Here is a 25,011-nt window from a genome sequence, read left to right as displayed (position 1 = left end):
TCGATAGCCTATTAGATTAACGCATCCGCTATATCCATCAAACTTCAAGTTGCCGAGTTATATTGAGGAAAGTTTCAGTTCGTGAGTGATCTGGCAATGTTCCACAAAGGTTTCATCATGTGAAACGAGAAATAATGTTCCTTGATAGCCCTTTAGCAATTCTTCCAGTAGTGCTTTCGAATCGAGGTCTAGGTGGTTATCTGGCTCATCCAGCAATAATATTGCTGGTGGATTTGGGCTGTGTGTTAGCGCCAATAAAGTGGCTTTTAACTGCTCACCTCCGCTGAGTTGATTGAGAGATTGAAGTGATTTATCACCTCGAATTCTTAACATGCCCAGCTGCGTTCGCCATTGTTCCACGGTAAATGCAGGTTGATAGCGTTGTAATGCTTCTGCGACAGGCAGTGTTTTATCTAATAGGTTGAGATGTTGGTCAAGATAACAAAACGTCGAGCTTATTCGATATTCACCGGATACTGCTTGGATTTCACCTGCTAATATTTTTAATAAAGTGGACTTTCCACAGCCATTACGCCCTTTAATATGCCAATGTTCCCCTGTATAGGCAGTGAAAGAAAGTGGCAGTGAGTGGCCGTAAGGTAATCGTAGTTGAGAGGCAAAAATTGTGATTTTGCAACCCTCGGGCTGGTAGTTCAGCGCCATTTTTTGTTGTTTAGTGTGAATTTGTTTATCTTGTGTTGCTTGTCGTTGGGCTTGTATGTCATTCATCACACGCTGATGGCGTTCAGCAATATTGGATTGCCTTTTTTGTGCACGATTAGTTTTCATATCCAGTAATAGCAGCGATTGAGAACCACTATAGCGAACTTTTTCACCTTGTTTACGTCGTTTTTCAGCCTTTTGTAAGGTTACTTGTTGCTGGCGTTTTTCTTGACGAAGCTCGTTATCTAAACGTTCAGCTTGTGCTTCAATCGACGCCATCGCAAAATTCTTTTGCTCCTCATAGAGACTATAGTTACCGCCATATTCGTGTAAACCTTTATCGGTGAGTTCGAAAATCATCTGCATCTGTGAAAGCAGCGCACGGTTATGAGTGATTATCAATGAGCCTGAGTGATGCTGCGCTAGTTTATCTGTAAGCCATTGTTGACCTTCATGGTCTAGATGATTATCGGGTTCGTCCAACAACAAGAAATGATCTTTATGTAGAAAGGCTCGGCATAACGCGAGGCGCGTGCGTTGTCCGCCACTTAGACTCTCAATTGGCGTTTCAATTGAGACAGGCAATTTTGCTGAATCTAGTAACCGTTCCCAAGTTGCGGGTAAGTGCCATTTATCTTCCAACAGTTCGAAATCGTCCATCGCGGCATTGCCTGAATCAACACGTTCAAAGGCTTGTACGAGTATGCTAATACCTAAAGCATCTGCAATTGAGAGTCCCTGTAAACGCGTTAGCTGATCGACATGGATAAAGGGCATCATCCAATCGATAGAACCGGATGTGGGGGATAATAGGCCTGCTAGTAGGCGCATTAACACCGATTTTCCCCTACCATTGTGACCAATCAAGGCATTTTTTTGGCGTACGAATGTTCCACTGAGTGGTGGGAAAAGATTGGTTTGGTTAAATTCGATATTGAGTTGTGAAAAATGACAAGCGACAGTCATATGTACCTCCTGAAAACAGAGGCAGACAACCTAGAGCTATCTTTCATAGAAAGAGGATATTGACGACGATTGCCTGCCAGGAACAGAAAAAGGGATACCACATAAAGGCATCTGTAAGCATTTTCTGGCAGTACTTAGTTCATCGTCGGGGGATACCTTTCAATAAGGTTAAAGGAAATAGTGCTGATATTATAAGCAAACTTAATTAAATCACGCAACTATAATGTGGTTTGAATATTTTGGTTATATGTAAATTAAAAAGCCAGTCAATTAATGAAGTGACTGGCTTTAATCTATAAATAACGAGATTTTATGACTATTTTTACAACTAAATGGCAGCAGGCGTAGTCACTTTAGTATGCTCTACTAACCATTGTGCGATGCGCTGTTTTTCATCGTCATTCAGCCACATGCCCAATTTGGTACGGCGCCAAATAGCATCATCTAATTCAGTTACCCATTCATATTTGACTAAGTAACGTAACTCAGCTTCATAAACGTTATGACCGAATGTGTCACCGAGATCACTCAATGAGTTCGCTCCATCAAGGATCAATTTGCTTTGGCTGCCATAGGTTCGAGCAAAACGTAGTGCAAGCCCTTCAGGTAGCCAGTTATAACGCTGACGTAGCAAGCGTGAATAACCATCACGGTCACAGCCTTCGAGATCTCCACCAGGAAGCTGACCATTTTTGGTCCATGCCGCACCTGCATTTTGGTAATAAGGAGTGAGCTTACTGACAGCAGCTTCTGCTAATTTACGGTAAGTAGTTAATTTACCACCGAAAACAGAAAGCAATGGTGCTTTACCATTTTCATCATGAATATCTAATGTGTAATCACGGGTGATAGCTTGTGGTGAGTCTGATTCATCATCACACAGCGGGCGCACACCTGAGTAATCCCAAACAACGTCATCTTTGCCTAACTGTTTTTTGAAGTGGTCGTTGTAGACTTTCAACAGATAGTTCACTTCATTGTCATCGATGCGAACATCTTTTGGATCACCTTTGTATTCAACATCAGTAGTCCCAATGATAGAGAATTCATCCATCCAAGGGATTACGAAAACAATACGGTTGTCTTCGTTTTGTAAAATGTAGGCTTGTGGTTCGTCATGTGCACGAGGGACCACAATATGGCTACCTTTGATTAGACGAATGCCATAAGGTGATTTTAACTTCAAACCATCATCAAAGAACTCTTTGACCCATGGGCCTGTTGCATTAACTAAGCCTTTTGCTTTCCAAGTCTCTTTTTCACCAGTACGCAGGTCTTCGGCTTCAACTACCCATAAACCATCTTCGCGATAAGCACGAGTAACTTTAGTACGAGTACGAACTTCACCGTTTTTGCGTACCACTTCTTGAGCGTTTAACACAACTAAACGCGCATCATCGACCCAGCAGTCTGAATATTCGAAACCTTTATTAAGCTCTGGTTTTAATACCGAATTTTGGCCAAACTTTAATCCTTTACTGCTCGGTAGGCTGGTACGTTTTCCTAAATGGTCATAGAGGAACAGACCAATACGGATCATCCAAGCTGGACGTAAGTGTGGTTGATGCGGTAAACGAAAGCGCATTGGAAACGCAATATGTGGTGCAAGCTGGAGTAATACCTCACGTTCAGCGAGCGCTTCGCTGACAAGGCGGAATTCATAATGTTCAAGATAACGTAAACCACCATGGATCAATTTCGAACTCGCAGATGACGTTGCACTTGCTAAGTCTTGACCCTCAAGCAGCAATACCGATAGTCCACGGCCAGCGGCGTCTGCCGCAATACCAGCGCCGTTAATACCACCGCCGATTACAATCAAGTCTTTAATTTCCATGCATCCCCCTGAGATGTTCGAAACGCTTTCAAAAATGTTCGTTTTCGCTCATTTGATTGTAATCAAAATCGATTTATATGCCAACTATTAATCAAAAAAAAACAACAACTGCGTGATAAAGGTAACAATTTATTTTCAATAACCACACTTATCGTATGTTTATTTATACAAATGATCATGTTCGAGCATTAACGAAAGATTATAGAGAAAAGGATTGCTGGCAAAGGGAGAAAGAAAGCAGAGTGGGAGCGGGTGATAATAATTGAGGAAAATAGCATGATGGTAGCCGATGCTACCATCATGGAATGTCTATGAATTGTATATCGTTAGCACAGTTCTAATTGGACATTGTGTTGTTCAATGACTTTTTGAATACTGTCTGGTGGTTGTTTATCCGTAAATAAGTAATCAATAAGGTTCATATTACCTAGATTAACCATGGCATTTCGGCCAAATTTTGAATGGTCAGTCACTAGCATTACGCAGCGCGAGTTTTCGATAATTGCACGTTTGGTACGGACTTCATGGTAATCGAATTCAAGTAAAGAACCATCCATATCAATGCCACTGATACCCAAAATGCCATAATCTAATCGGAATTGAGAGATAAAATCGAGCGTCGCTTCACCAACAATACCACCATCGCGTGAACGTACTTCGCCACCCGCCAAAATCAATCGAAAATCTTCTTTTGCCATTAAAAGCGTTGCGACATTCAGGTTGTTGGTAACGACACGAAGGTTTTTATGATTAACTAACGCGTGGGCAACTGCTTCTGGCGTTGTCCCGATATCAATGAATAGTGTCGCACCATCAGGTATTTGGCTTGCAACACGTTGTGCAATACGCGCTTTTTCATCTGACCACATGATTTTACGGTCATGGTAGGCGGCATTGACAGAACTAGAAGGAAGAGCCGCACCACCATGATGACGTTGGATCTTGTTTTGTTCTGCAAGATCATTGAGGTCACGACGAATAGTTTGAGGGCTAACCTCGAAATGCTCCACAAGTTCTTCAGTACTCACATAGCCCTGAAGGCGAACGAGTTCAATGATTGCATCATGTCTCTGGGTTTGTTTCACGCTGTTAGCCTCTAATGATAAAATATTCTATTTGGAGCTTGGGTGTTTAAAGCTATGTCGATTATCCCATAATCCCATCAATAAGCCGATAATTAACCCCGAAGTATGTGCGGCATTAGCAATATCATTCCCTAAAATATCGAAGTAACCCAAAAAGAGCCAGATAATTACGAAAATCATTAAACCACGTGGGGCTGTAATTCCTTTTTCTGGTTGCCGTTCGCCAGTTAACCAAACGTAACCAATAAGTGCGTAAACTACGCCAGACAACCCACCAAAGTTAGACCCGCTATACAGTGATTGTCCCCAATTAGAAAATAACGCAGCGACTAAAAATATAGTGAGCAGTTTGGCTGTTCCCAGTCGACGTTCAACTTGGCTGGCTAAGAACCACCATAAAACGAGATTAAAGCCGATATGTGAGAGCGAAAAGTGGATAAATGAAGGGCTAAACCAGCGCCACAATTCAAGCTGTTGCCCTTCTCTAGGCCATGCAAGATAGCTTAGAACATTTAAAGACTGCGTCATTGATAGCCACAGATAAACAGCCGCACAAATGAATATGACAGCGATGGTTACTGGGCCGGAACGTTGTTTTAAACTGTTAAGGGTGAGAAAGTTGCGGTATTTAAATGCAGTATGGGTCGTTCCTGTTTGCCAACTTGCATCGGTATAACGTGGATTTGATGGATCCTGCAAAAATAGGTCAAGTTCTTGGCGCACTTTTTCTAGGTGTTGTTCGTCATTTAGCCAAAGCTCAACTTGCTGCTGCTGTGGAATAGAACGTATTTCTAATTGAATATATTGGCTTGCCATATAATCGACAAATGCTTGGGCCATTCTCGGATTTGCAAATGAAACAACATGGGTCATGGATGGTTTTTCTCACTCAAAGAGCCGTAACGGCTTGTGGATATTCCCTTAACCAAGCTTCAAAGCCACCGTTTATGCTATAAACCGATTCGAAGCCAATATTAATTAAATATTGTGCAGCCCCTTGGCTGCTATGACCGTGATAACACATCACCATGATGGTTTGTTCATAGTCTGTTTGCTCTAAAAACGTGCTCAGTGTTTCATTCGTCAAATGGTAGGCACCACTAGCGTGGCCTGCACGAAAGCTTTGAGGGTCACGGACATCCACTAATATAGCAGTGCCATCAATCCAGTGTTGGTATGCCTCTGAAGGCGCTAGCTTCTCAAATTGTTCCATAAAATACCGAATGTTGAAGGTTATTAAGTCCTAAATAATTCAAGATGCATGAAGGAGACAAGTGAAAACATCCTGATAAGGGTCTAGGGCGCTATGTATTGTACTCTATTGACAACATACGTCATGCAACTTGAAATATGACGGGGTTAGTTTAGATAGTAAAAAACACCCGTAGCAAGATACGGGCGTCTGATGAATTAGCAAAAATGTTCGCTAAATCGGGCGTTCTATTAGTAAAACGAGTGCTCACCACGTTGGTGTTCAGTCAGGTCTTTAACCCCTTTTAACTCGCCTTCAAACATTTTCAGAAGTTCTTTTTCAATACCTTCTTTCAATGTTACATCTACCATTGAACAACCGTTACAACCACCACCGAATTGCAAAATAGCAAAGCCGTCGTCAGTAATTTCCATCAGTGATACACGACCACCATGGCCAGCTAACTGCGGGTTAATTTGTGATTGTAAAACATACTCAACGCGTTCGATCAGCGGAGCATCACCTGAGACTTTACGCATTTTAGCGTTAGGTGCTTTAAGCGTGAGCTGTGAACCTAATTGGTCAGTCACAAAATCAATTTCAGCGTCATCTAAGAACGGCGCACTGATTTCATCTACATAAGCAGATAAAAGTTCAAATTTTAACACTTGGTCTGTTGCTTCAACGGCATCTGGTGGGCAGTAAGAAACGCCGCATTCCGCAGAAGGAGTGCCTGGATTAATTACAAACACACGAATTTGGGTTCCAGGCTCTTGATTTTCTAGTAATTTTGCAAAGTGAGTCTGTGCTGCTTCAGTAATATTAATCATAATGTGTACTCAATAAACCTGCTCAATAAATATGCTCAATACATAGTTGAGTGCTTCAGTTGGTTATAATACGCCCATTTGCCCTCATCCTACAAGGTACGACATACAGACCAAGCCTCTACAGTCTGTACACCCGCACAAATTAGCAATTGTGCAGCGGCTTGCATAGTGGCTCCAGTAGTAATGACATCATCTAAAATGGCGACCTGTCGCCCAGTTACGGATGTTGTTAGGCTAAATGCGCCATTAAGATTGCTGTGGCGGTATTTACGTTTTAATGTTATTTGAGTCAGTGTATCACGAGTACGCAATAATGAATTTCGTGAATAGGTAATATTTAACCACCTGGCTAAATATTCACCAATAAAAGCGACATGATCAAATCCACGTTGCCACAACCGATTAGGATGCAGCGGAATAGTGACTATCATATCTGGTTTCGGCCAGCGCATTTGCCGGTAGCCATTTAACCAATGTAAAACAAATATTCTGGCGAGTGCAAAGGCCAATTGAGATTGAGAATTAAACTTATAGCGATGAATCAACTTGCGTAAAGGAGCCTGATAAGGCGTAACTGTTACTAACCTCTGCCAAGCGGGCGGTTGCTTTAAACAGCGGCCACACATGACATCTTGCTGTTCGGAAGGCAGCGCACAACGTGGGCAGCAATTTGGCATTAGTGGTAAGCTTTTTAGGCAAAAAGAGCAAACCCCTTGGCTTATTAATTTTAAAGGCTGGTGGCATAGCCAACAGGCACCTTCCATTGATAGCATAAACATATTCCGTTGAAAAAAGAGAGTGTAACCATGGCGCAGTTATATTGGGAGACGATAGGTGAAGGTTCGCAAGATCTTGTGTTACTACACGGATGGGGTTTGAACTCAGATGTTTGGCGTTCGATTATTCCACGAGTAGCTTCCCATTTTCGTTTGCATTTAGTTGACCTACCCGGCTATGGTCGTAGCCAAGGGTTTGATGCTATGGATGTACAGTCCATGGCAGATACGGTATGGCAGTATGGTCCTAAAAATGCAATTTGGCTTGGTTGGTCATTAGGGGGATTAGTGGCAAGCCGTCTTGCTCTTGATCATCCCCAGCATATTAATGGGCTGATTACGGTTGCTTCATCTCCTTGTTTTCAAGCTCATGAAAACGTATGGCCGGGGATCAAGTCAGAAGTATTATTGGGATTTGAACATCAGCTCTCAAATGATTTTCAACGTACAGTAGAACGTTTTTTAGCATTACAAACATTAGGAACTGAAAGTGCTCGTCATGATGCCAAGCTACTAAAATCAGTAGTGTTAGAGCAACCTATGCCAAAAGTTGAAATACTTAATGCGGGGCTTGAAATATTACGAGTTATCGATTTACGTGATGAATTAACTGAGTTAACTGTTCCATTTCTACGAATTTATGGTTATTTAGATGGTTTAGTACCACGCAAAGTTGCCACTTTGTTAGATGATTTATACCCGCATTCTCCTTCGGTGGTGATGCGTCATGGTGCTCATGCGCCGTTTATTTCTCATCCGGATGAGTTTTGTGAATATTTACTCGATTTTCTAGCACGATTAGAAGAGTGACCTTGAATTCATGGTTAAATGTGGCTGATTTAGTCGTTAACTATTTGATTTTATATACATGGTGGGTACAGTTGCTACCTTCAGGGCAGCTTTTACAACTCGAGCCTGTTAAACAGGCACTAAAGTCGACTTCTTCTAGTTTACCCATTGATACTAGCTTATCAATCATTGCTTGAATCAAGGGTTTGGGTGCTTTGAGCTGTTCACTCAGTAAGTTAATGTCAGCTTGTCCATACAGCGCAATTAAATCTCTGATTTGTAACAAGCTGACCATAACTAACTTCCTTAATGACAGGCTTTATTATTTGAGCACCCAGAACACTGACCTGCGGTAGGGCTTTTAAGATTGAGTGTTACTCGGCTACGCATTTGACGTAGTAGGGCAAACAGCACAATATTAAACAGGATAACAGCCACAATTGTGATCAAACTACTTTGTGGGTGTTCGCTAAAGGTTACGGTCTGGTAGAACAGAGCCGCAAGGCTATAAGCCACATTGAGGCCCCATAAGATAGAGAAAGTCATCCATCCTTTATTGGTCTCACGAGCAATAGCTCCCATCACCGACACACAAGGTACATAAAGTAGAACAAAGATCAGGTAACTATAGGCCGCGATACCAGAGCCAAATTTCGATGCCATTGTCCCCATTGAGCCAGAATCCATCTCTCCATCGCCTTTACTTGCTTCGATAGGGTTAGATAGAGCACTGAGTGTGAACGTTTCTTTCAGGCTGTCCCACGTTTCGGATACAGCATCTTGTAGCTCTTCTAACAAATTAAATGATTCAGGATCAAAAGGTTCGTTGATAATGCTTTCTGCGGTGTAGAGTGTATTTAATGTCCCAACCACCACTTCTTTTGCCATCGCTCCTGTAATTAAACCCACAGTCGCTTGCCAATTATCTTCATGTACGCCAATCGGTTTTAGTACTGGCGTGATGACTTTACTGACGGATGCAAGAGCAGAATCATTAATGTTATCAACTGGGTTACCTGATAGTGAGAAGCTATTTAATGCACCGATAAGCATACTTGCGATAACAATCACTTTACCTGCACGGAGTACGAAGCCTTTCAAGCGCTGCCAAGTTTGGATAAGCAACGTTTTGAGATGTGGTACATGGTAAACCGGCAATTCCATAACAAATGGAGAAGCTTCACCTCGCATTAAGGTATGTTTGAGTAACAGGCCTGTTAAAATGGCAACGACAATTCCGAGTAGATAAAGCGAAAACACAATACTAGCGCCACTCTTACCAAAAAATGCCGCTGCAAAAACAGCAAAAATTGCCAGTCTTGCACCACAGGACATAAATGGGGCCATCAAGACGGTAATCAAACGTTCACGAGGTGCATCAAGTGTTCTGGCCCCCATGATAGACGGTACGTTACAACCAAACCCAACGATCAACGGGACGAATGATTTACCGGGTAATCCCAATGCTTGCATTAATCTATCCATCACGAAGGCGGCACGTGCCATATAGCCGGAGTCTTCCAATACAGATAAAAACAGATACATCATGCCGATTTGTGGCACAAGTGGCAGCACAGTATTAATACCGCCACCAATACCTTGAGCAAGGAACACGGTCAGCCAATCTGGGAAACCAAAGTAAGCTCCAACCCATTGGATCCCATGGATAAAGATAGCTTCGGAAGCACCTTCAAAGAAGGGTTGTAGTGCTCCACCAATATTAATTGCCAAGACGAACATCAGGTACATGACAAATAAGAAAATAGGCACACCTAACCAGCGATTAAGAATGAATTTATCAAGGGATTGTGTCAGTTGATTAGGTTTTGCGGCGCTATTATTTATCGCATTATCACAGATAGCGGCAATTGACTGGTAACGCGCATCGGCGATTAACAGTTCAGGCTCTTCATTTAAATTAATTTTTAAATTCTGTTGTGTCTTGCTAAGTTGTTCTAGGCTGATATTCGCACGTTGGCGACTGTAAATATCACCTTCAAGAATTTGTAGTGCTAGCCAGCGACGCTGTTGTTGACTAAATTGCTGTATAGAAATTTGTTCAGATAAAGAGTCTACTTCTTGTAACAAAGCAGCAGGATATTCAACTAGTGCCTGCATATTATTTTGTGGATTGCTATCAATGGTTTGTTTGAGTTTATCGATTCCTGTAGCACGGGTTGAAACCAATGGTATGACAGGGCAACCAAGTTGATGTTGAAGTTTTTCAACATCAATTTCAATATTCTGGCTTTCCGCAATATCCAACATATTAAGTGCAACGATACAGGGCACTCCGAGCTCAACCAATTGCAGTGTTAAATAGAGGTTACGCTCTAAGTTAGAGGCATCGACAACGTTGATTAACATATCGGCTTCACCACTTAAAATGAAATAGCAAGCAATCTGTTCATCAAGTGATGTTTGTTCTGAAATGGTTGTTAGGGAGTAAGTGCCCGGTAAGTCAACTAGCTCAATATTGTATGCCGCAGTATTAAAACGCCCGACCTTTCTTTCAACAGTGACGCCTGCCCAGTTACCAACTCGCTGGCGAGAACCAGTTAATTGGTTGAATAGGGTCGTTTTACCGGCATTAGGGTTGCCAATCAGGCCGATAGTTAGTGGTTTCATAGTGTTTACCAACAGTAAAAATAAAAAAACTACTTGGTACAGCAACACGCGGTTCTAAGCAGATGTGGCTTCATCAAGATTGAGTAGAGCTAAATCTTTTTTTCTGAGAACTAAGCTAACTCGGTGAGTTTCAATTTGTATTGGGTCACCTAAAGGGGCGAAACGTACCACTTTAAAAATTGAGCCTGGCAATAAGCCAAGAGAGAGTAGTTTTTGTCTATAAGCTGGATTTATCTCAGGTGAGAAGCCAAGTATTTTATAACTGCGTTGAGGAAGTAGTGGCATAGTGCCTTCCATTTATCGTAAGTGATAATATACACATCATACTTCAAGTTGCTTGGGTGTTGACTTCGCTCAGTGAGCCGAGTCACATAGTTATCTATGCTCCTAGACTAGCTTCGTTCGTCGCCTACATGCATCTTGAATTATTTTGTGTATAAACATTAATAATAATAATTATTGTTTATAACTGTCATATTACAAGCTAAATCGACGGGTAAACAGAAATAAATCTAATTAATAATGAGAATAATAATCATCAACCATTCGTTATATTTAGCCTCTTTTTTGGTCAAATTGAATTGATGTGGATCAACTAAAAGGGGGGTTAGCCCGTTTTTGGAATGAAGGTAAGCTAAAGAAACACTCGACGATATTTTTATATCTGTGATGATATGTTTGAAATTCAGTTATCTTGGGTGCTGGTGGATTGAATCAATATTTGATGAAATATCTCAAAAGTAGCTTTATTCAATGAATGTATGAATAACAAATTATTTTTGGTGTATTTATTTTACGAAAAATTAAGCTTTAATAATTTTTTTTGCTACTAATTTGTGATTAAGTAGGTAAAGCCCCATTACCAAAAATCGGTATGATAACGAGGCTTTGATTATTAACGTTTTTTACCAAAAGCAGCCGCTAAAGCATCACCCATCGCACTATTACTTGATGACGATGAGCTATTTTTTCGTGACATGTCACGCTGCTGTGTTTTACGCGGATTTTTGTCTTGTGGGGTATTTGAGCGACGTGGTGAGCTATTTGTATCACCCGGTTGTTCATCAAGACGCATTGTCAGTGCAATACGCTTGCGTGGGATATCAACATCAATCACTTTCACTTTTACGATGTCGCCTGCTTTAACTACTTTATGTGGATCTTCAACGTAGCTGTTAGATAACGATGAGATATGCACAAGGCCATCTTGGTGAACCCCAATATCAACGAAGGCACCAAAGTTAGTTACGTTAGTGACAGACCCTTCTAAAATCATGCCCAATGTCAAATCGTTCATGGTTTCAACACCTTCAGCAAAGGTCGCTGTTTTAAACTCAGGACGTGGGTCGCGACCCGGTTTCTCAAGCTCTTTGATGATATCAGTGACAGTTGGAACACCAAATTGCTCTGTGGTGAAATCACGTGGGCTGAGGCTATTCAATGCTTGTGAATTACCCATAATCTCTTTGAGAGGTTGACGAACTGCATCAAGGATTTTTTCAACAACAGGGTATGCTTCTGGGTGAACAGTCGATGCATCCAGTGGATTATCACCATTGGTAATACGCAAGAAGCCGGCACATTGCTCAAATGCTTTTGGCCCAAGACGAGTGACTTTCAGTAGTTGCTTTCTATTATCGAAACGGCCATTTTCGTCACGCCAGTTGACCACGTTTTGAGCAATCATTTTACTCAGACCGGCAACGCGAGTTAGTAGGGGAACTGAAGCAGTATTGAGATCAACACCGACTGAGTTTACGCAATCCTCAACAACCGCATCAAGTTTACGTGCGAGCTGTGTTTGGCTGACATCATGTTGATATTGACCAACCCCTATAGATTTCGGATCAATTTTGACCAGTTCTGCTAATGGGTCTTGCAGGCGACGGGCGATAGAAACGGCACCACGTATTGATACATCTAAATCAGGAAATTCTTGAGAGGCAAGCTCGGATGCAGAATAAACAGATGCTCCTGCTTCACTGACGATAACTTTTTGTGCGATGACATCAGGGTACTGTTTTTGTACTTCAATAAAAAAGCGTTCAGTTTCTCGTGAAGCTGTACCATTACCAATGGCAACTAATTCAACATGATGTTTTTGGCATAATGCGGCAACGATAGCGGCTGCTTTAGTAGCTTGCCCTGTATGAGGGTAGATAGTATCAGTTGCGATAACTTTACCTGTATTATCAACAACAGCAACTTTGACGCCTGTACGTAAGCCAGGATCGAGACCCATTGTTGCACGCATGCCAGCAGGTGCTGCCATCAGCAAATCGCTTAGGTTTCTTGCGAAAACATTAATCGCTTCTTCTTCAGCTTTTTCGCGCAATGAACTCATAATTTCAGTTTCAAGGTGCAACAGAATTTTTACACGCCATGTCCAACTGATAACAGCTTTACGCCATTGGTCAGCAGGCGCATTATTCAGTCTAACATCAAGATGGCGGGTGATGATTTCTTCACAGTAACTCTCTTTTGGTGGTTCCTCAAACTGAGGGTCGCAATTGAGTGACAGCTGCAAAATACCTTCATTACGGCCGCGGAACATGGCGAGTGCACGATGAGAAGGAACTTGAGAGACGGGTTCTTGATGCTCGAAATAATCACTGAACTTTGCACCTTCTGCTTGTTTTCCGTCAGCAACTTTGGAAACGATATGTGCATTCTTTAATAAATAGTCGCGAACTTTCGCGAGAAGGGATGCATCTTCGGCGAAACGCTCCATTAAAATATAACGAGCACCATCTAGCGCTGCTTTGTTGTCAGCGATACCATTATCTACATTTACAAATGTTTGTGCTAAATCGTCAGGTGACTGACTTGGATTATTCCATAATGAGTCGGCTAATGGTTCTAATCCTGCCTCAATCGCAATTTGCCCACGTGTACGGCGTTTAGGTTTAAATGGCAGGTAGAGATCTTCGAGCTCAGTTTTGTTCAGGGTATTATTGATCGCTGAAGCAAGTTCTGGAGTCAGTTTTTCTTGTTCTTCGATTGACTTAAGAATGGTTTGCTTGCGTTCATTCAATTCCCTTAAATAACCTAAACGGCTTTCTAATTGGCGTAGCTGAGTGTCATCTAGCCCGCCAGTGGCCTCTTTGCGGTAACGAGCAATAAACGGGACTGTATTTCCTTCATCCATTAATGTGATAGCAGAAAATACCTGTTTCGGCTGAGCTTGCAGCTCAGCTGCGATTATCTGACTTAGAGTTTCATTCATGTCGCTTTTTAATACCTACACAAAGAACAGTTAAAAAATTGATGGCACTGTTATACTTGCTGAGGAACAGAATTTCCAGACCGAAGTTCGGTCTAATGTCACTAAAGTTGTCGATAAATGTTATTGATAGTCGCCATATTTCACGTTATATCCAGTGCATTGTTAATCGAAAATGGTGCTCTGAGACTTGAGTCACAGGGTTATTCATCGTTTTTGGGATAGCCGATTTTGGTTACATACAACTCAAATTATTTCAGGTATATAATCTATAGATTATTAAACTTATTTACTCATGTTGAAGGTTATGACGAAAAGTCTATTAATTACCCGTGAAGGTTGGGATACCCTCGACAAAGAACTGAAATATCTTTGGAGAGAAGAGCGCCCTAAAGTAACGCAATCTGTTTCTGAGGCAGCGGCTCAGGGCGATCGCTCAGAAAATGCAGAATACATTTATGGTAAAAAACGGCTACGAGAAATTGATCGGCGAATCCGTTTTTTATCTAAAAGATTGGATCAGTTGAGAATTATTGAACCCGATCCACGACAAGAAGGACGTGTATTTTTTGGTGCATGGGTTAAACTGGAAGATGAAAATGAAAATATCAGATTATTCCGGTTAGTAGGTGCTGATGAATTTAATCCAGCAAAAAATTGGATTTCAATTGATTCACCAGTGGCTCGCGCACTAATCGGCAAGCAGGTTGATGATGAAATTAGTGTCGATACGCCGGGGGGGGTTGCAATTTATGCAATACTCGAGATCAGCTATAAGCAACTTAGCTTATAACGCGTAAAAATATTCATTAAATTTCAAGTTGATGGTAAATTAGCGGATTAACTATCTTATATTTACTTGATTTTTCTTACTCAAAAAGAATAATTTGATAGATTGCACATCTTGAGGGCTAAAAAATGCAAGAAAGTTATAAAATTCTTGTCGTCGATGATGATATGCGTTTGCGTGCCTTATTAGAACGCTACCTCACAGAGCAAGGGTTTCAGGTTCGCAGTGCTGCGAACTCTGAACAAATGGATCGAATTCTAACGAGAGAATCCATTCATCTCATCGTTTTAGATTTAATGTTGCCAGGTGAAGATGGTCTGTCAATTTGCCGCCGTTTACGCAGCCAAAACAATCCAATCCCGATTATTATGGTGACGGCGAAGGGTGAAGAAGTTGATCGTATTGTTGGCCTAGAAATTGGTGCCGATGACTACATTCCCAAACCGTTTAATCCTCGTGAATTATTAGCGCGTATCCGTGCTGTACTGCGTCGCCAAGCAAATGAGCTTCCGGGCGCACCTTCACAAGATGATGCGGTTATCACTTTTGGTAAATTTAAGCTCAATCTTGGTACACGCGAAATGTTCCAAGGTGAAGAGAATATGCCTTTAACCAGTGGCGAATTTGCAGTACTGAAAGTACTTGTTTCGCATCCAAGGGAACCATTGTCTCGTGATAAGCTGATGAGTTTAGCGAGAGGACGTGAATATAGTGCGATGGAACGTTCTATTGACGTTCAAATTTCACGTTTACGCCGTATGGTTGAAGATGACCCGGCTCACCCTCGTTATATCCAAACAGTTTGGGGCTTGGGTTATGTCTTTGTACCGGACGGTAGTAAAGCATGAAGCGACTGAGGTTCTCTCGCCGTAGTACATTTTCTCGTTCATTATTTTTGTTCGTGGCATTACTTTTTGCCAGTCTTGTCACCAGCTATATGGTGGTGCTGAATTTTGTTGTGATGCCAAGTTTGCAGCAATTCAATAAAGTTTTGGCATATGAAGTCCGAACATTGATGACCGAAAATATGGTACTGCAAGATGGAACCACAGTACGGGTGTCTCCCGAGTTACGTAAAAAAATCTACAATGAGTTAGGCATTACTTTCTATGCCCAATCAGCTGCAATGGCAGAAGGACTGAATTGGGCGAAAGAGTATGATTTTCTCAGTGAAAATATGACAGAGTATATGGGAGGAGAGGCTCAAGTTCGTCTTGAACTTGGTCGCGATTATCCGATTTTATGGTTAACCTCCTACCTTGCCCCCGATATTTGGGTAAGAGTTCCATTAACCGAGATTGGTCAAAACCAATTTTCAGTGGTATTCCGTTATACGCTCGCTATCTTTCTGGCTATTTTTGCTGGTGTTTGGCTTTATATTCGTTATCAAAATAAACCATTACTTGAACTTGAGTATCATGCAGGGCAAGTCGGAAAAGGTGTCATATTACCTGCAATGCAGGAAAAAGGTGCGACCGAAGTACGGGCAGCGATCCGTTCTTTTAATCATATGGCAACGGGAATTAAAACCCTTGAAAATGACCGCACTATCTTGATGGCTGGCGTCAGCCATGATCTACGTACACCATTAACGCGAATTCGTTTAGCGACTGAAATGATGGATCCAGCGGATAGTTATCTTGCTGAATCTATCAATAAAGATATTGAAGAGTGTGATGCAATCATTGGTCAGTTTATGGACTACCTGAAAACAGGGCAGGAAATGACCATGGAGTTCTGTGATCTCAATGCTATTTTGAATGAAGTGGTTACCGCAGAAACCAGTGTTGCGGGTGAAATTGAAACGGCATTTGAGCCAGGAAGCATTATTGTCAATGCTAACCCACTAGCAGTTAAACGTGCCATTACAAACATGATCGAGAATGCGCATCGCTATGGTGGCGGTTGGATAAAAGTTAGTAGCGGTAAAAGTGAAGAGTTTGTTTGGTTCCAAGTCGAAGATGATGGTGTTGGTATCAAAGAAGAAGATATTCAGCGTCTATTTCAACCTTTTGTACAAGGCGAAAAAGCTCGTAGTAATAAAGGTACTGGGCTGGGGCTTGCTATTATTCGCCGGATTATCGATGCACATGAAGGTAGTATCGAAATCCATAAAAGTGAACGTGGCGGCTTCGCTATCCGAGCGCTTCTTCCATTAAAAGAGAAAGAAGAAGAATAACAAAGGGATGGCAGTAAGGTTGCTGATAAGCTGTCTGTCATCTATGTCATGACATTTTTGTACTCAATGGCTATTTAAGTCCATCAAAATTATATATTTCCTCATTTTTATCTCACTTCTTTTCACGATTCATGAATAATATACGAAATTTCTCTGGTTAAAATCATTGTCATTACATTATCTATAATGGATTTATGTTGTGATGATAATTAATATTAATAAAAAAGAATGATAGAAATATAGGCGAAAATAATAGATAAATCTTATCGGTCATTTTTTTAATCATGTTGTCTTATATCAATTCAATTAATTAATTTAATTTTTTATTTTTCAATATAAAAAACAAGTTGATATTAATTCATTCCGTATTTTTATTTTAATTTAAAATGTAAATAATAAACGTTTATAATCTTTCAGATTAAAAAATAAGTTGTTTTGTTAGATATTATTACCTACCATCGGCATGAGAATAATAACATTCTATAGAAAATAACCTGTGAGAACAGAATGAAAGACATATGGAGTTATATAAATCGATTAGCTCTATCTTACCCGCCAAAGGTAAATTTAATTTACTTATCACAGCTGCATTATTCTCATTTTTATACCATTCCTTTTGAAAACTTTAATATGAAAGAAAATGCTCAGCATAGTTCAATATATTCGGTAACCAAAAAGGCTATTTTGGAACATAAAAGAGGTGGTATTTATTTTGAGTTTGCTGGATTGATAGTTCCTTTTTTTGAAAAGGTCGGTTTTATATATCATTTTCGACTTGCCCGACTTTTCCTGCCGACTATGACACCTGCAACACATCAAATATATATTATTTCTATTGAAGGTCAGGATTGGCTTTTTGATGTAGATTTTGGCGCTAGAGGGCCTAGAGGATTATTACTGCTTAAAGATGGGTTTGAGCACAAGCATCCTTTTCTATCCTCTCGAATTAGTAAGTCTGAAATCTATGGATGGGTCGTATCAATAAAAGAAAATAGCAAACCAGACGCTGATTGGGAAAATATATATGCTTTTCATGATATTTAAACGACAGCTAAAGACATTGAAATGGCATATTTTTATACGCTGTATTCACCGAATAGCCTTCTAAATACGAATGAAGTTGCCAGTCTACCGACCGAAGAAGGAAGAATCAGTATAGGTAATAACAGGCTAACTGAAGTGAAGGGACAGTCGATTACTATCAAAGAAATCTTAAGTGAAGAAGAAATGTCTAACCTTCTTTTTTCACGATTTGGAATATGCCAAAAATAGTTCGAATGATATGTAGGAATCGAGCAATATGATTCCCATAACAAAAGCCCAAGGCATATAGATAATACTGTGATTCATATAGTTGAGCGATGAACTATGTTCACAACACTAACTCATTTATGAGGAAAAAATGACAACGACATTCATTATTGTTCCTGGATACACAAATTCGGGTCCAGAGCACTGGCAGTCCTTCCTAGAAAGAAAATATGCAAATGTTATTCGTGTCATTCAAGATAACTGGGATAGTCCCAACCATCACCTATGGGTAAAGCGTCTTAATGAAACGATAGAGAACACCATCGGTGATATTATTCTTATCGGTCATAGTTGTGGAGCCGTTACAGTTGCTCAATGGGCAGCATGTTCAGAAAATAGAAGAGTGAAGGCTGCTATTTTAGTTGCACCTGCAGATGTTGATTCGGAATTAGCCTTAGATGAATTGCATCAACAAAGACCACTTTCGACAGAAAAGTTATCAATACCCTCTTTACTTATTTGTAGTGATAATGATGAGCATCTTTCATACACACGAGCGCATGAGTTAGCCTCAAAATGGGGAAGTGAAATTATTGTTATTGAAGGGGGTGGGCATCTTCACACTGCGGCCGGTTATGGGGAGTGGCTGGAGGGTGAGAACTTGATTATTAACTTTACGGGACAGCAATTTATTAAAGATGAAATGTGATGTTAAGGACGCAAAAAGAGATGGGATATGGATTCCAACGGCTCACAAATTTTGATTGCTTCATGTTGAATGGGGTTATGCAACATTATTATTAAATCAAAGTTAAGTACATTTATTATGCTTAAAGTTACACGGGACATATTGTAAATAGTCGCTCAATTAGATCTACCTGAGGCACATCGTTTTATATGCACCTCAGGCTATTTTTTACTTAGATATGTAATTTAACTTATTTGAAATCCATTCTTTAAGATATCTAGAATAAGTGGGAATTCACTGAATCCTTCTCTATCTAAGAAATGACCTGCGTTCTCAACGGTAATAACGTTTGTTTCTAATAAATCAGCTAATGTTATCGATGATTGTGGTGAAACAATTATATCATTTGATGAAATGATAGAAATTCTGTTATCAGATACGGATTTTAAATAAGGATAATTTAATGTGAAATTTGTATGTGCTTTTAATTCTGGTAATGTTTGTTGCTCATCAGCAAAACCAGAAACCAAGATATAACCACCTACTTTGGGATTTTGCTGTTGCTGTGCCATTAAGAAACGCAATAGGGTAATACAGCCGAGGCTATGACCAATCAAGATAGTTTCCGTATCAAGTTCTATTTGGCTATCTTGTAAATGCTGTAACCAGTGTGTAGGGTCCGGTGCGTGTGTATCAGGCATTTCAGGCACAAATACGGATGCTCCAAGCTGTTCAAGTTGCACTTTTAGCCAAGGAAACCAATTTTTTTGTGGGGAAGCCGTATATCCATGAATAATGATTATTTGTTTGTTCGTTAAATACTGATTATTAATGTGGGTATTATTCATGGTTTAATTTCCTTTTATTAACGTAAGTTAATTATCACTCTATTATAATTAAATATCACTTTAAATACTATGTTGGCTTATCATGAAGTTATCATTGTTGATATTGATAATTCGTCATAAACAATGATATCGGTTTACTCCATTTTTTGGTAATAATCTTATTATCGCTATTTTAAAAATCGTTATAATCCACCGCTTATTTACAATTATTGGACACTGCATCGTGCAAAATAGCATTCAACCTTCAGATAATTTATTACAAGCATTTCCTTCTCGAGAATTAAAACTTAGCCCATTGAAAGGCGATGGTGGAATAGGACGTACGCTGTTCTTAATAATAGCCATGGTTGCCATAACCTTATTTTGTGCATATCAACTACCTAATATCGCTTATGATTATAAAATTGGTCAAAATGCAATTCCAGTTGATGCCAATATTAAAGGGTCATGTAAGACGAGTTTGCTCGTTATCACTAACTGTAGCGTTGATTTAAGTTATCAAGGCCATTCAGTTTCGCGTAATTTTACCTTCTTAGGGTTCAATGGTGGAGATATTGAGGTTATGCCTTTAGCTGACGGAAATGACCGATCAAAATTAACCGTTGATATAGCGGTTGATAATGTCATGCTTCGTTTTGTGACTACCCTTATTCTGATTGCCTTATTTGTCTTTTGTATCTTTATCTTTATCAAGCGCCAAATATTGGCTGGTAAGGTTAAAAAAGCGCTATTATCTGTTGGCTCTAAGCCGTTAAAGTTGATTGCTATTCCAGCGAAAATTATATCAACCAATAAGATGATTATTGCCAATTATAAATTTGATTTAGATGGAAAATCAGAGTCTATTGCATATTCAGGCAATAAGAAAACGACGCCAATTATTTTTGAACTTAATGGAAGTGAACATGTTTTAGCAGTATGTGATCCACAACAAAATATCCCTTATGTTTTAGATTTACCACTAAAAAGAATTCAAGCGACGCCTGAAGAAGTTCAGCGTTTTCAGGATGCGTTACGTGAAGAAGGTTTGATCTAAATTATTCTAAACATCTTGAATAATTCAGCGTTGTTGCTGAAGGAAGACAACAACTCAGTTTGAAGTCTGATAGGAATAAAATGGTTGGGCTACAATGTGGCCCAACCAACGATCGAAAAAATTTATCTATGACTTCATTTTTAAGAATAGAGGCTTAATTTTCAACTCAATATCATGCCTTTCCTATCTTAACCCTCAGGCCGTTCCTTCGTTAAATGAGCCTACATCTCATCAAAAATGCGCTTATTCTTTAGCAATATTCGAGACTATAGGATTAAAACTAACTAAAGCTAGTTAACTATTATTAATAAAAATATCTTATTAATAAGGCGCTATTTTGAGACTTAACATAAATGAGTTAATCACGGCTTTTTAAAATATAAAATTTATTAGTGAATCTGTTAGGGAAAGATCATTAAATGAGAAGTATGTTGTATAAATATTTAGAGTTTAGTATCTCTTCTCATCAACCAAAATGAAAAATTAACTTTCAGAAGAGTATGCTAAATTCAAAAACCGATGAGTGAATTAATTTATCAATAAATTCAATTGGATTTGATCGGTTTTTAATGCCAGCATTAAATGCCATAAAATATTTAACGAGATTTTAATCACAAAATTGCAACATGCATTAGACAATGAAAACTTTTATATGTTAGAGATAATAGCAACGAAACGACTTATTAAATTTAATTCATTATCGCTATAAGCAGAACTAACTTTAATAAGTCACTTACTGATTAATTTTCTTATCGATATGTTTAGATTAAAAAAATTAAAGTAAGATTGGCGGTTAACACATATTTATGTTTGTATTTTTTTGCGTGAAAAATATAAACAATAGGGTCAGTGAATCGAAAGCCCTCAGAGATCATAACGGTCTCTGAGGGCTTTTTTTATTTTTAATAAGGAAACATTATGTCTAAACAACGCCGTTTATCGAAAATTTTTGCTCAAGATGGTAAATCAGTCACACTTGCATTAGATGGGTATTTTTTCTCAACCAAAACTGCGGGTATTGATGAGACTATCAAGAGAATGCCTGAGTTGGTCGCTAATGGTTTAGATTGTGCATTAATCACTTATGGGATGGCCAGAAATTATGCTGACGCATTTAACGATGTTTCTATCGTGCTGCGTGTTGATTCAACAGTGAGTATTTATGAAAACGGCGTACCTGATACACAACAAGTTTTTGGTGCAGAAGATGCATTGAAAATAGATGCTGACGGTATGGTATGCATGACTTTCCCCGGTGCATTTAATGAAGAAAAAACCCACGCAATGGCGGCTAGACTTGCAAAAGAAGCTGAACTTTGGGGTATGCCATTTATCGTTGAATCACTCCCTTATGGTTATGCAGTCTCTAGCCCAGAATCTAACGAAGCGAAAGTGATCGCAGATGCTGCACGTATTGGCGTAGAGTTAGGTGCAGATATCATCAAAACTCGTTTCTCTGGTACGCCAGATGATTACTTGATTGTTGAAGCTTCAATTGTGCCTGTACTAGCTCTCGGGGGACCAAAAACCGATACATTGAATTACTTCAAATTTGTTGAGCACTGTATGAATATGGGGGCTAAAGGCGTTGCCGTTGGTCGTAACATTACACAGGACCCGAAACCCGTCGCTATGGTTGCTGGTTTGAATGCAATTATCCACCAAGGTGCATCACCAGAAGAGGCATTTGCAATTTATAATACGCAAAAATAATTCGAGTTACATGTAGGCATCAAATAAAGATAACTCAAGGGATATAGATAATTATATAACTTGAATGTCTCAGTGATGATAAAACCCATGGGACTCGAAGGATGATGCGTATATCAAAATAAAAATTAACTGGAATTAATCCTATGAATTTAAATAACACCATCATTCCATCAGTCAGAAATTATAAATATTTTGAGCATGCACTGAAAAGTCGCTCCGAATATATCTTATTACCAGATGCTGATATTGGTAATTTGCAATCGATGATAGGGAAATGCCATAAAGCAGAAAAAAAGGTATTAGTTCATTTAGAGCTATTAGGTGGATTCAAACCTGACCAAGCAGGCATTACCGTGTTAAAGAATTTTTATAAAGTTGATGGTGTTATTTCTTCAAATTTTACAGCTCTGCGTTATGCCAAAAAAGAAGGATTAGACACAATATTCCGAGTGTTACTGATGGATTCACGTTCACTCGAACAAGCAAGCAACATGGTAAAGAATAATTCTGTCGATGTTGATGCAATTGAATTATTACCCGCTGAATATGCTTGCACATGTTTTGATTTATTAAAAAGAAGCTTTAATCAAGCCAATACCCAATTTATTGCAGGCGGTTTTGTAAAAAGAAAGTATCAAGTTGAGAAGATTTTTTATACCGGCTTTAACGGCATTACAACCAGTGAACATACCTTATGGTAAATATCTCCTGTCCTATTTCAAGCTGCACGAAGAACATAGATAAGTATATGTTTAAGAATTACGAACGCAGTTAACAAAGATGCGGTATGAAATATGGCAGGTATACCCTACAACATAATATATAAAAGACCTATATCCAAAGTAGTTCGTGTTACAGCTAGAAGATAACAGTGGGAGCATTAAAAGTTAGAGCTCACAAATGTAATCAACAAAGCCGTAATACGGAATATGAAAGATATAAGAGAGGCTCATCATGAAAAAAAATTACTATATCATGGGCATTGATAACGGCGGCACGGTCACTAAAGCTGCAATTTATAATTTGGAAGGCCAAGTACTTTCCATTGCCTCAAACACCACTCGAATGATTACACCAAAACCTTTCTTTACGGAAAGGGATATTGATGAACTTTGGCAATCTAATATCTTAGTTATCAAGGAAGTATTAAAAAAATCGAACATTGATGCTGGTGACATTGTTGGTATCTCGGTGACAGGTCATGGCAATGGTTTATATCTTGTTGATGAGCATGGAAAACCAACTCGAAACGGTATTATTTCGACAGATAATCGTGCCAAATCCTATGTTGAAAATTGGTATCAATCACCAAAATTTGAAAGTGATATTCTTCCGAAAACCATGCAGTCCATTTGGGCTGGGCAGCCTGTAGCCTTACTGGCTTGGTTGCAAGATAACGAACCGGAATCACTCAACAACGCTCGCTATATTTTTATGGTTAAAGACCTAATTCGCTTTTGCCTTACTGGTGAAGCTTACCAAGAGCTGACAGATATATCAGGTACTAATCTGATCAATGTGCGCGATAGATGTTATGACGATGAAATTCTGGCTTTCTGGGGGGGATTATCTTGGAAAGATAAATTACCACCGATTAAGCTTTCAACGGATTGCTGCGGACATATCACGGAAGACATTGCAGCTCTGACAGGCTTAAAAGCGGGCACACCGGTTTCTGGCGGTGTTTTTGATATTTCAGCTTCTTCTCTCGCCTCCGGTATTAATCAAATCAATAAATTGGCGATTGTAGCAGGAACGTGGAGCATCAATGAGTATGTCACCGATAAACCTGTTGTTGATAAAAACTTGTTCATGACGTCGATTTATCCAATGGAAAATCGCTGGCAGATCACGGAAGCTAGCCCAACCTCTGCAAGTAACTTAGAGTGGTTTATTACCCATTTTATGGCAGCTGATAAGCATTTAGAGGAAGCCAAAGGTAGTTCAGTATACGAACTTTGTAATCAATTAGTTGATATCACTACGGCGGATGAAAGCCGATTAATGTTTTTCCCATTTGTATTTGGTTCTAATACGATCCCTGATGCGACAGCTGGGTTTGTAGGGGTTACTAGTTTTCATCAACGCTCACATTTCTTACGTGCTATTTATGAAGGCGTTGCTTTTAGTCACCTTTATCATGTTGAACGGCTTCGTAATATTAATCCACAACTTAGTGATGTGATCCGTATTGCTGGGGGGATTACTCATTCACCCGTTTGGCTACAGATTTTTGCTGATATATTCCAATGCCAACTCGAAATCGTTGATGTGAAAGAGCATGGGACTCTGGGTACAGCAATGACAGCAGCAGTAATGGCGGGTTACTTCCCTGATGTATTCGCAGCTTGTGAGTCGATGGTTAAAGTTTCCAAGGTGATTCATCCCCAACCGGATAAAAAAGCAGTATATGCAGAAAAATATGCTTTATATAAGAAGATGTTAAATGATATGCAGGCAACTTGGAAATCATGTAGTACGGTCAAAAAACAAGCCGTTGAAGCTTAATATAAACAA

The 25,011-nt window shown here is 39.6% G+C and carries 21 protein-coding genes and 1 pseudogene; 10 read left to right on the top strand and 12 right to left on the bottom strand.

Features of this window, described 5'->3' with window-relative positions; translation table 11 throughout:
- Positions 1–57: 57 nt before the first annotated feature.
- The 7 genes from OOA_RS14940 to OOA_RS14910 all read right to left on the bottom strand — a co-directional run bounded on the left by OOA_RS14940 (position 58) and on the right by OOA_RS14910 (position 7,346).
- Positions 58–1,629 carry an ATP-binding cassette domain-containing protein gene (locus OOA_RS14940; RefSeq protein WP_008912997.1) on the bottom strand — a complete coding sequence of 524 codons (1,572 nt, stop codon included), beginning with the start codon at positions 1,627–1,629 and terminating at the stop codon, positions 58–60.
- Between the two features lie 328 nt (positions 1,630–1,957).
- The gene (glpD, locus tag OOA_RS14935; protein ID WP_008912996.1) at positions 1,958–3,466 is read right to left on the bottom strand and encodes a glycerol-3-phosphate dehydrogenase; all 1,509 of its coding nucleotides are present in this window, start codon (positions 3,464–3,466) and stop codon (positions 1,958–1,960) included.
- Positions 3,467–3,792: 326 nt separating this feature from the next.
- Positions 3,793–4,551 carry a DeoR/GlpR family transcriptional regulator gene (locus OOA_RS14930; protein ID WP_008912995.1) on the bottom strand — a complete coding sequence of 253 codons (759 nt, stop codon included), beginning with the start codon at positions 4,549–4,551 and terminating at the stop codon, positions 3,793–3,795.
- A 27-nt stretch (positions 4,552–4,578) separates the two neighbouring features.
- On the bottom strand, positions 4,579–5,424 hold the full coding sequence (glpG, locus tag OOA_RS14925) for a rhomboid family intramembrane serine protease GlpG (protein ID WP_008912994.1): 846 nt from the start codon (positions 5,422–5,424) through the stop codon (positions 4,579–4,581).
- Between the two features lie 16 nt (positions 5,425–5,440).
- Complete coding sequence (gene glpE / locus OOA_RS14920) at positions 5,441–5,764, bottom strand: thiosulfate sulfurtransferase GlpE (RefSeq protein WP_008912993.1); 324 nt, start codon at positions 5,762–5,764, stop codon at positions 5,441–5,443.
- 230 nt (positions 5,765–5,994) lie between these two features.
- Complete coding sequence (nfuA, locus tag OOA_RS14915; protein ID WP_008912992.1) at positions 5,995–6,573, bottom strand: Fe-S biogenesis protein NfuA; 579 nt, start codon at positions 6,571–6,573, stop codon at positions 5,995–5,997.
- Between the two features lie 89 nt (positions 6,574–6,662).
- Complete coding sequence (locus OOA_RS14910) at positions 6,663–7,346, bottom strand: phosphoribosyltransferase family protein (RefSeq protein ID WP_008912991.1); 684 nt, start codon at positions 7,344–7,346, stop codon at positions 6,663–6,665.
- 33 nt (positions 7,347–7,379) lie between these two features.
- Between OOA_RS14910 and bioH the strand changes: the two genes are divergently transcribed.
- On the top strand, positions 7,380–8,159 hold the full coding sequence (gene bioH / locus OOA_RS14905) for a pimeloyl-ACP methyl ester esterase BioH (RefSeq protein WP_008912990.1): 780 nt from the start codon (positions 7,380–7,382) through the stop codon (positions 8,157–8,159).
- Between the two features lie 40 nt (positions 8,160–8,199).
- On the opposite strand, the gene OOA_RS14900 is transcribed toward bioH, so the two are convergent.
- The 4 genes from OOA_RS14900 to OOA_RS14885 all read right to left on the bottom strand — a co-directional run bounded on the left by OOA_RS14900 (position 8,200) and on the right by OOA_RS14885 (position 13,992).
- Positions 8,200–8,433: a FeoC-like transcriptional regulator gene (locus OOA_RS14900; RefSeq protein WP_008912989.1), complete on the bottom strand. Its 234-nt coding sequence runs from the start codon at positions 8,431–8,433 to the stop codon at positions 8,200–8,202.
- Between the two features lie 11 nt (positions 8,434–8,444).
- Positions 8,445–10,766 (bottom strand): Fe(2+) transporter permease subunit FeoB, encoded by a 2,322-nt coding sequence (feoB, locus tag OOA_RS14895; protein ID WP_008912988.1) that lies wholly within the window; start codon positions 10,764–10,766, stop codon positions 8,445–8,447.
- Between the two features lie 54 nt (positions 10,767–10,820).
- Positions 10,821–11,051 carry a ferrous iron transporter A gene (gene feoA, locus OOA_RS14890; RefSeq protein ID WP_008912987.1) on the bottom strand — a complete coding sequence of 77 codons (231 nt, stop codon included), beginning with the start codon at positions 11,049–11,051 and terminating at the stop codon, positions 10,821–10,823.
- 610 nt (positions 11,052–11,661) lie between these two features.
- Complete coding sequence (locus OOA_RS14885; protein ID WP_008912986.1) at positions 11,662–13,992, bottom strand: Tex family protein; 2,331 nt, start codon at positions 13,990–13,992, stop codon at positions 11,662–11,664.
- Positions 13,993–14,296: 304 nt separating this feature from the next.
- On the opposite strand from OOA_RS14885, the gene greB reads away from it, so the two are divergent.
- The 5 genes and pseudogenes from greB (at position 14,297) to OOA_RS14860 (ending at position 18,918) form a co-directional block, all read left to right on the top strand.
- On the top strand, positions 14,297–14,782 hold the full coding sequence (gene greB / locus OOA_RS14880; RefSeq protein ID WP_008912985.1) for a transcription elongation factor GreB: 486 nt from the start codon (positions 14,297–14,299) through the stop codon (positions 14,780–14,782).
- A 125-nt stretch (positions 14,783–14,907) separates the two neighbouring features.
- A complete protein-coding gene (gene ompR, locus OOA_RS14875) occupies positions 14,908–15,627 on the top strand; it encodes an osmolarity response regulator transcription factor OmpR (RefSeq protein WP_008912984.1) in 720 nt (239 codons plus the stop codon).
- A complete protein-coding gene (envZ, locus tag OOA_RS14870; RefSeq protein WP_008912983.1) occupies positions 15,624–16,958 on the top strand; it encodes a two-component system sensor histidine kinase EnvZ in 1,335 nt (444 codons plus the stop codon). The genes ompR and envZ overlap by 4 nt, the downstream gene beginning before the upstream one ends.
- A 507-nt stretch (positions 16,959–17,465) precedes the next feature.
- Positions 17,466–18,230 (top strand): annotated as a pseudogene (locus OOA_RS20915) (arylamine N-acetyltransferase family protein).
- A 130-nt stretch (positions 18,231–18,360) separates the two neighbouring features.
- A complete protein-coding gene (locus OOA_RS14860) occupies positions 18,361–18,918 on the top strand; it encodes an RBBP9/YdeN family alpha/beta hydrolase (RefSeq protein ID WP_008912980.1) in 558 nt (185 codons plus the stop codon).
- A gap of 224 nt (positions 18,919–19,142) precedes the next feature.
- Here the strand turns inward: OOA_RS14860 and OOA_RS14855 are convergent, their stop codons facing one another.
- The gene (locus OOA_RS14855) at positions 19,143–19,745 is read right to left on the bottom strand and encodes an RBBP9/YdeN family alpha/beta hydrolase (protein WP_008912979.1); all 603 of its coding nucleotides are present in this window, start codon (positions 19,743–19,745) and stop codon (positions 19,143–19,145) included.
- A gap of 223 nt (positions 19,746–19,968) precedes the next feature.
- Here OOA_RS14855 and OOA_RS14850 point away from each other — a divergent pair, with 223 nt between their 5' ends.
- The 4 genes from OOA_RS14850 (at position 19,969) to OOA_RS14835 (ending at position 25,002) form a co-directional block, all read left to right on the top strand.
- The gene (locus OOA_RS14850; protein ID WP_008912978.1) at positions 19,969–20,781 is read left to right on the top strand and encodes a hypothetical protein; all 813 of its coding nucleotides are present in this window, start codon (positions 19,969–19,971) and stop codon (positions 20,779–20,781) included.
- Between the two features lie 918 nt (positions 20,782–21,699).
- Positions 21,700–22,494 (top strand): class I fructose-bisphosphate aldolase, encoded by a 795-nt coding sequence (locus OOA_RS14845; protein ID WP_008912977.1) that lies wholly within the window; start codon positions 21,700–21,702, stop codon positions 22,492–22,494.
- Between the two features lie 143 nt (positions 22,495–22,637).
- A complete protein-coding gene (locus OOA_RS14840) occupies positions 22,638–23,195 on the top strand; it encodes a glycerol-3-phosphate responsive antiterminator (RefSeq protein ID WP_008912976.1) in 558 nt (185 codons plus the stop codon).
- A gap of 253 nt (positions 23,196–23,448) precedes the next feature.
- Positions 23,449–25,002 (top strand): FGGY-family carbohydrate kinase, encoded by a 1,554-nt coding sequence (locus OOA_RS14835; RefSeq protein ID WP_008912975.1) that lies wholly within the window; start codon positions 23,449–23,451, stop codon positions 25,000–25,002.
- Positions 25,003–25,011 lie beyond the last annotated feature (9 nt).

Origin of the sequence: Providencia burhodogranariea DSM 19968 (assembly GCF_000314855.2) — a bacterium.
Classification (GTDB): domain Bacteria; phylum Pseudomonadota; class Gammaproteobacteria; order Enterobacterales; family Enterobacteriaceae; genus Providencia; species Providencia burhodogranariea.
The sequence above is the reverse complement of the archived record's forward strand: the minus strand, read 5'-3'. Positions and strand labels throughout refer to the sequence as shown.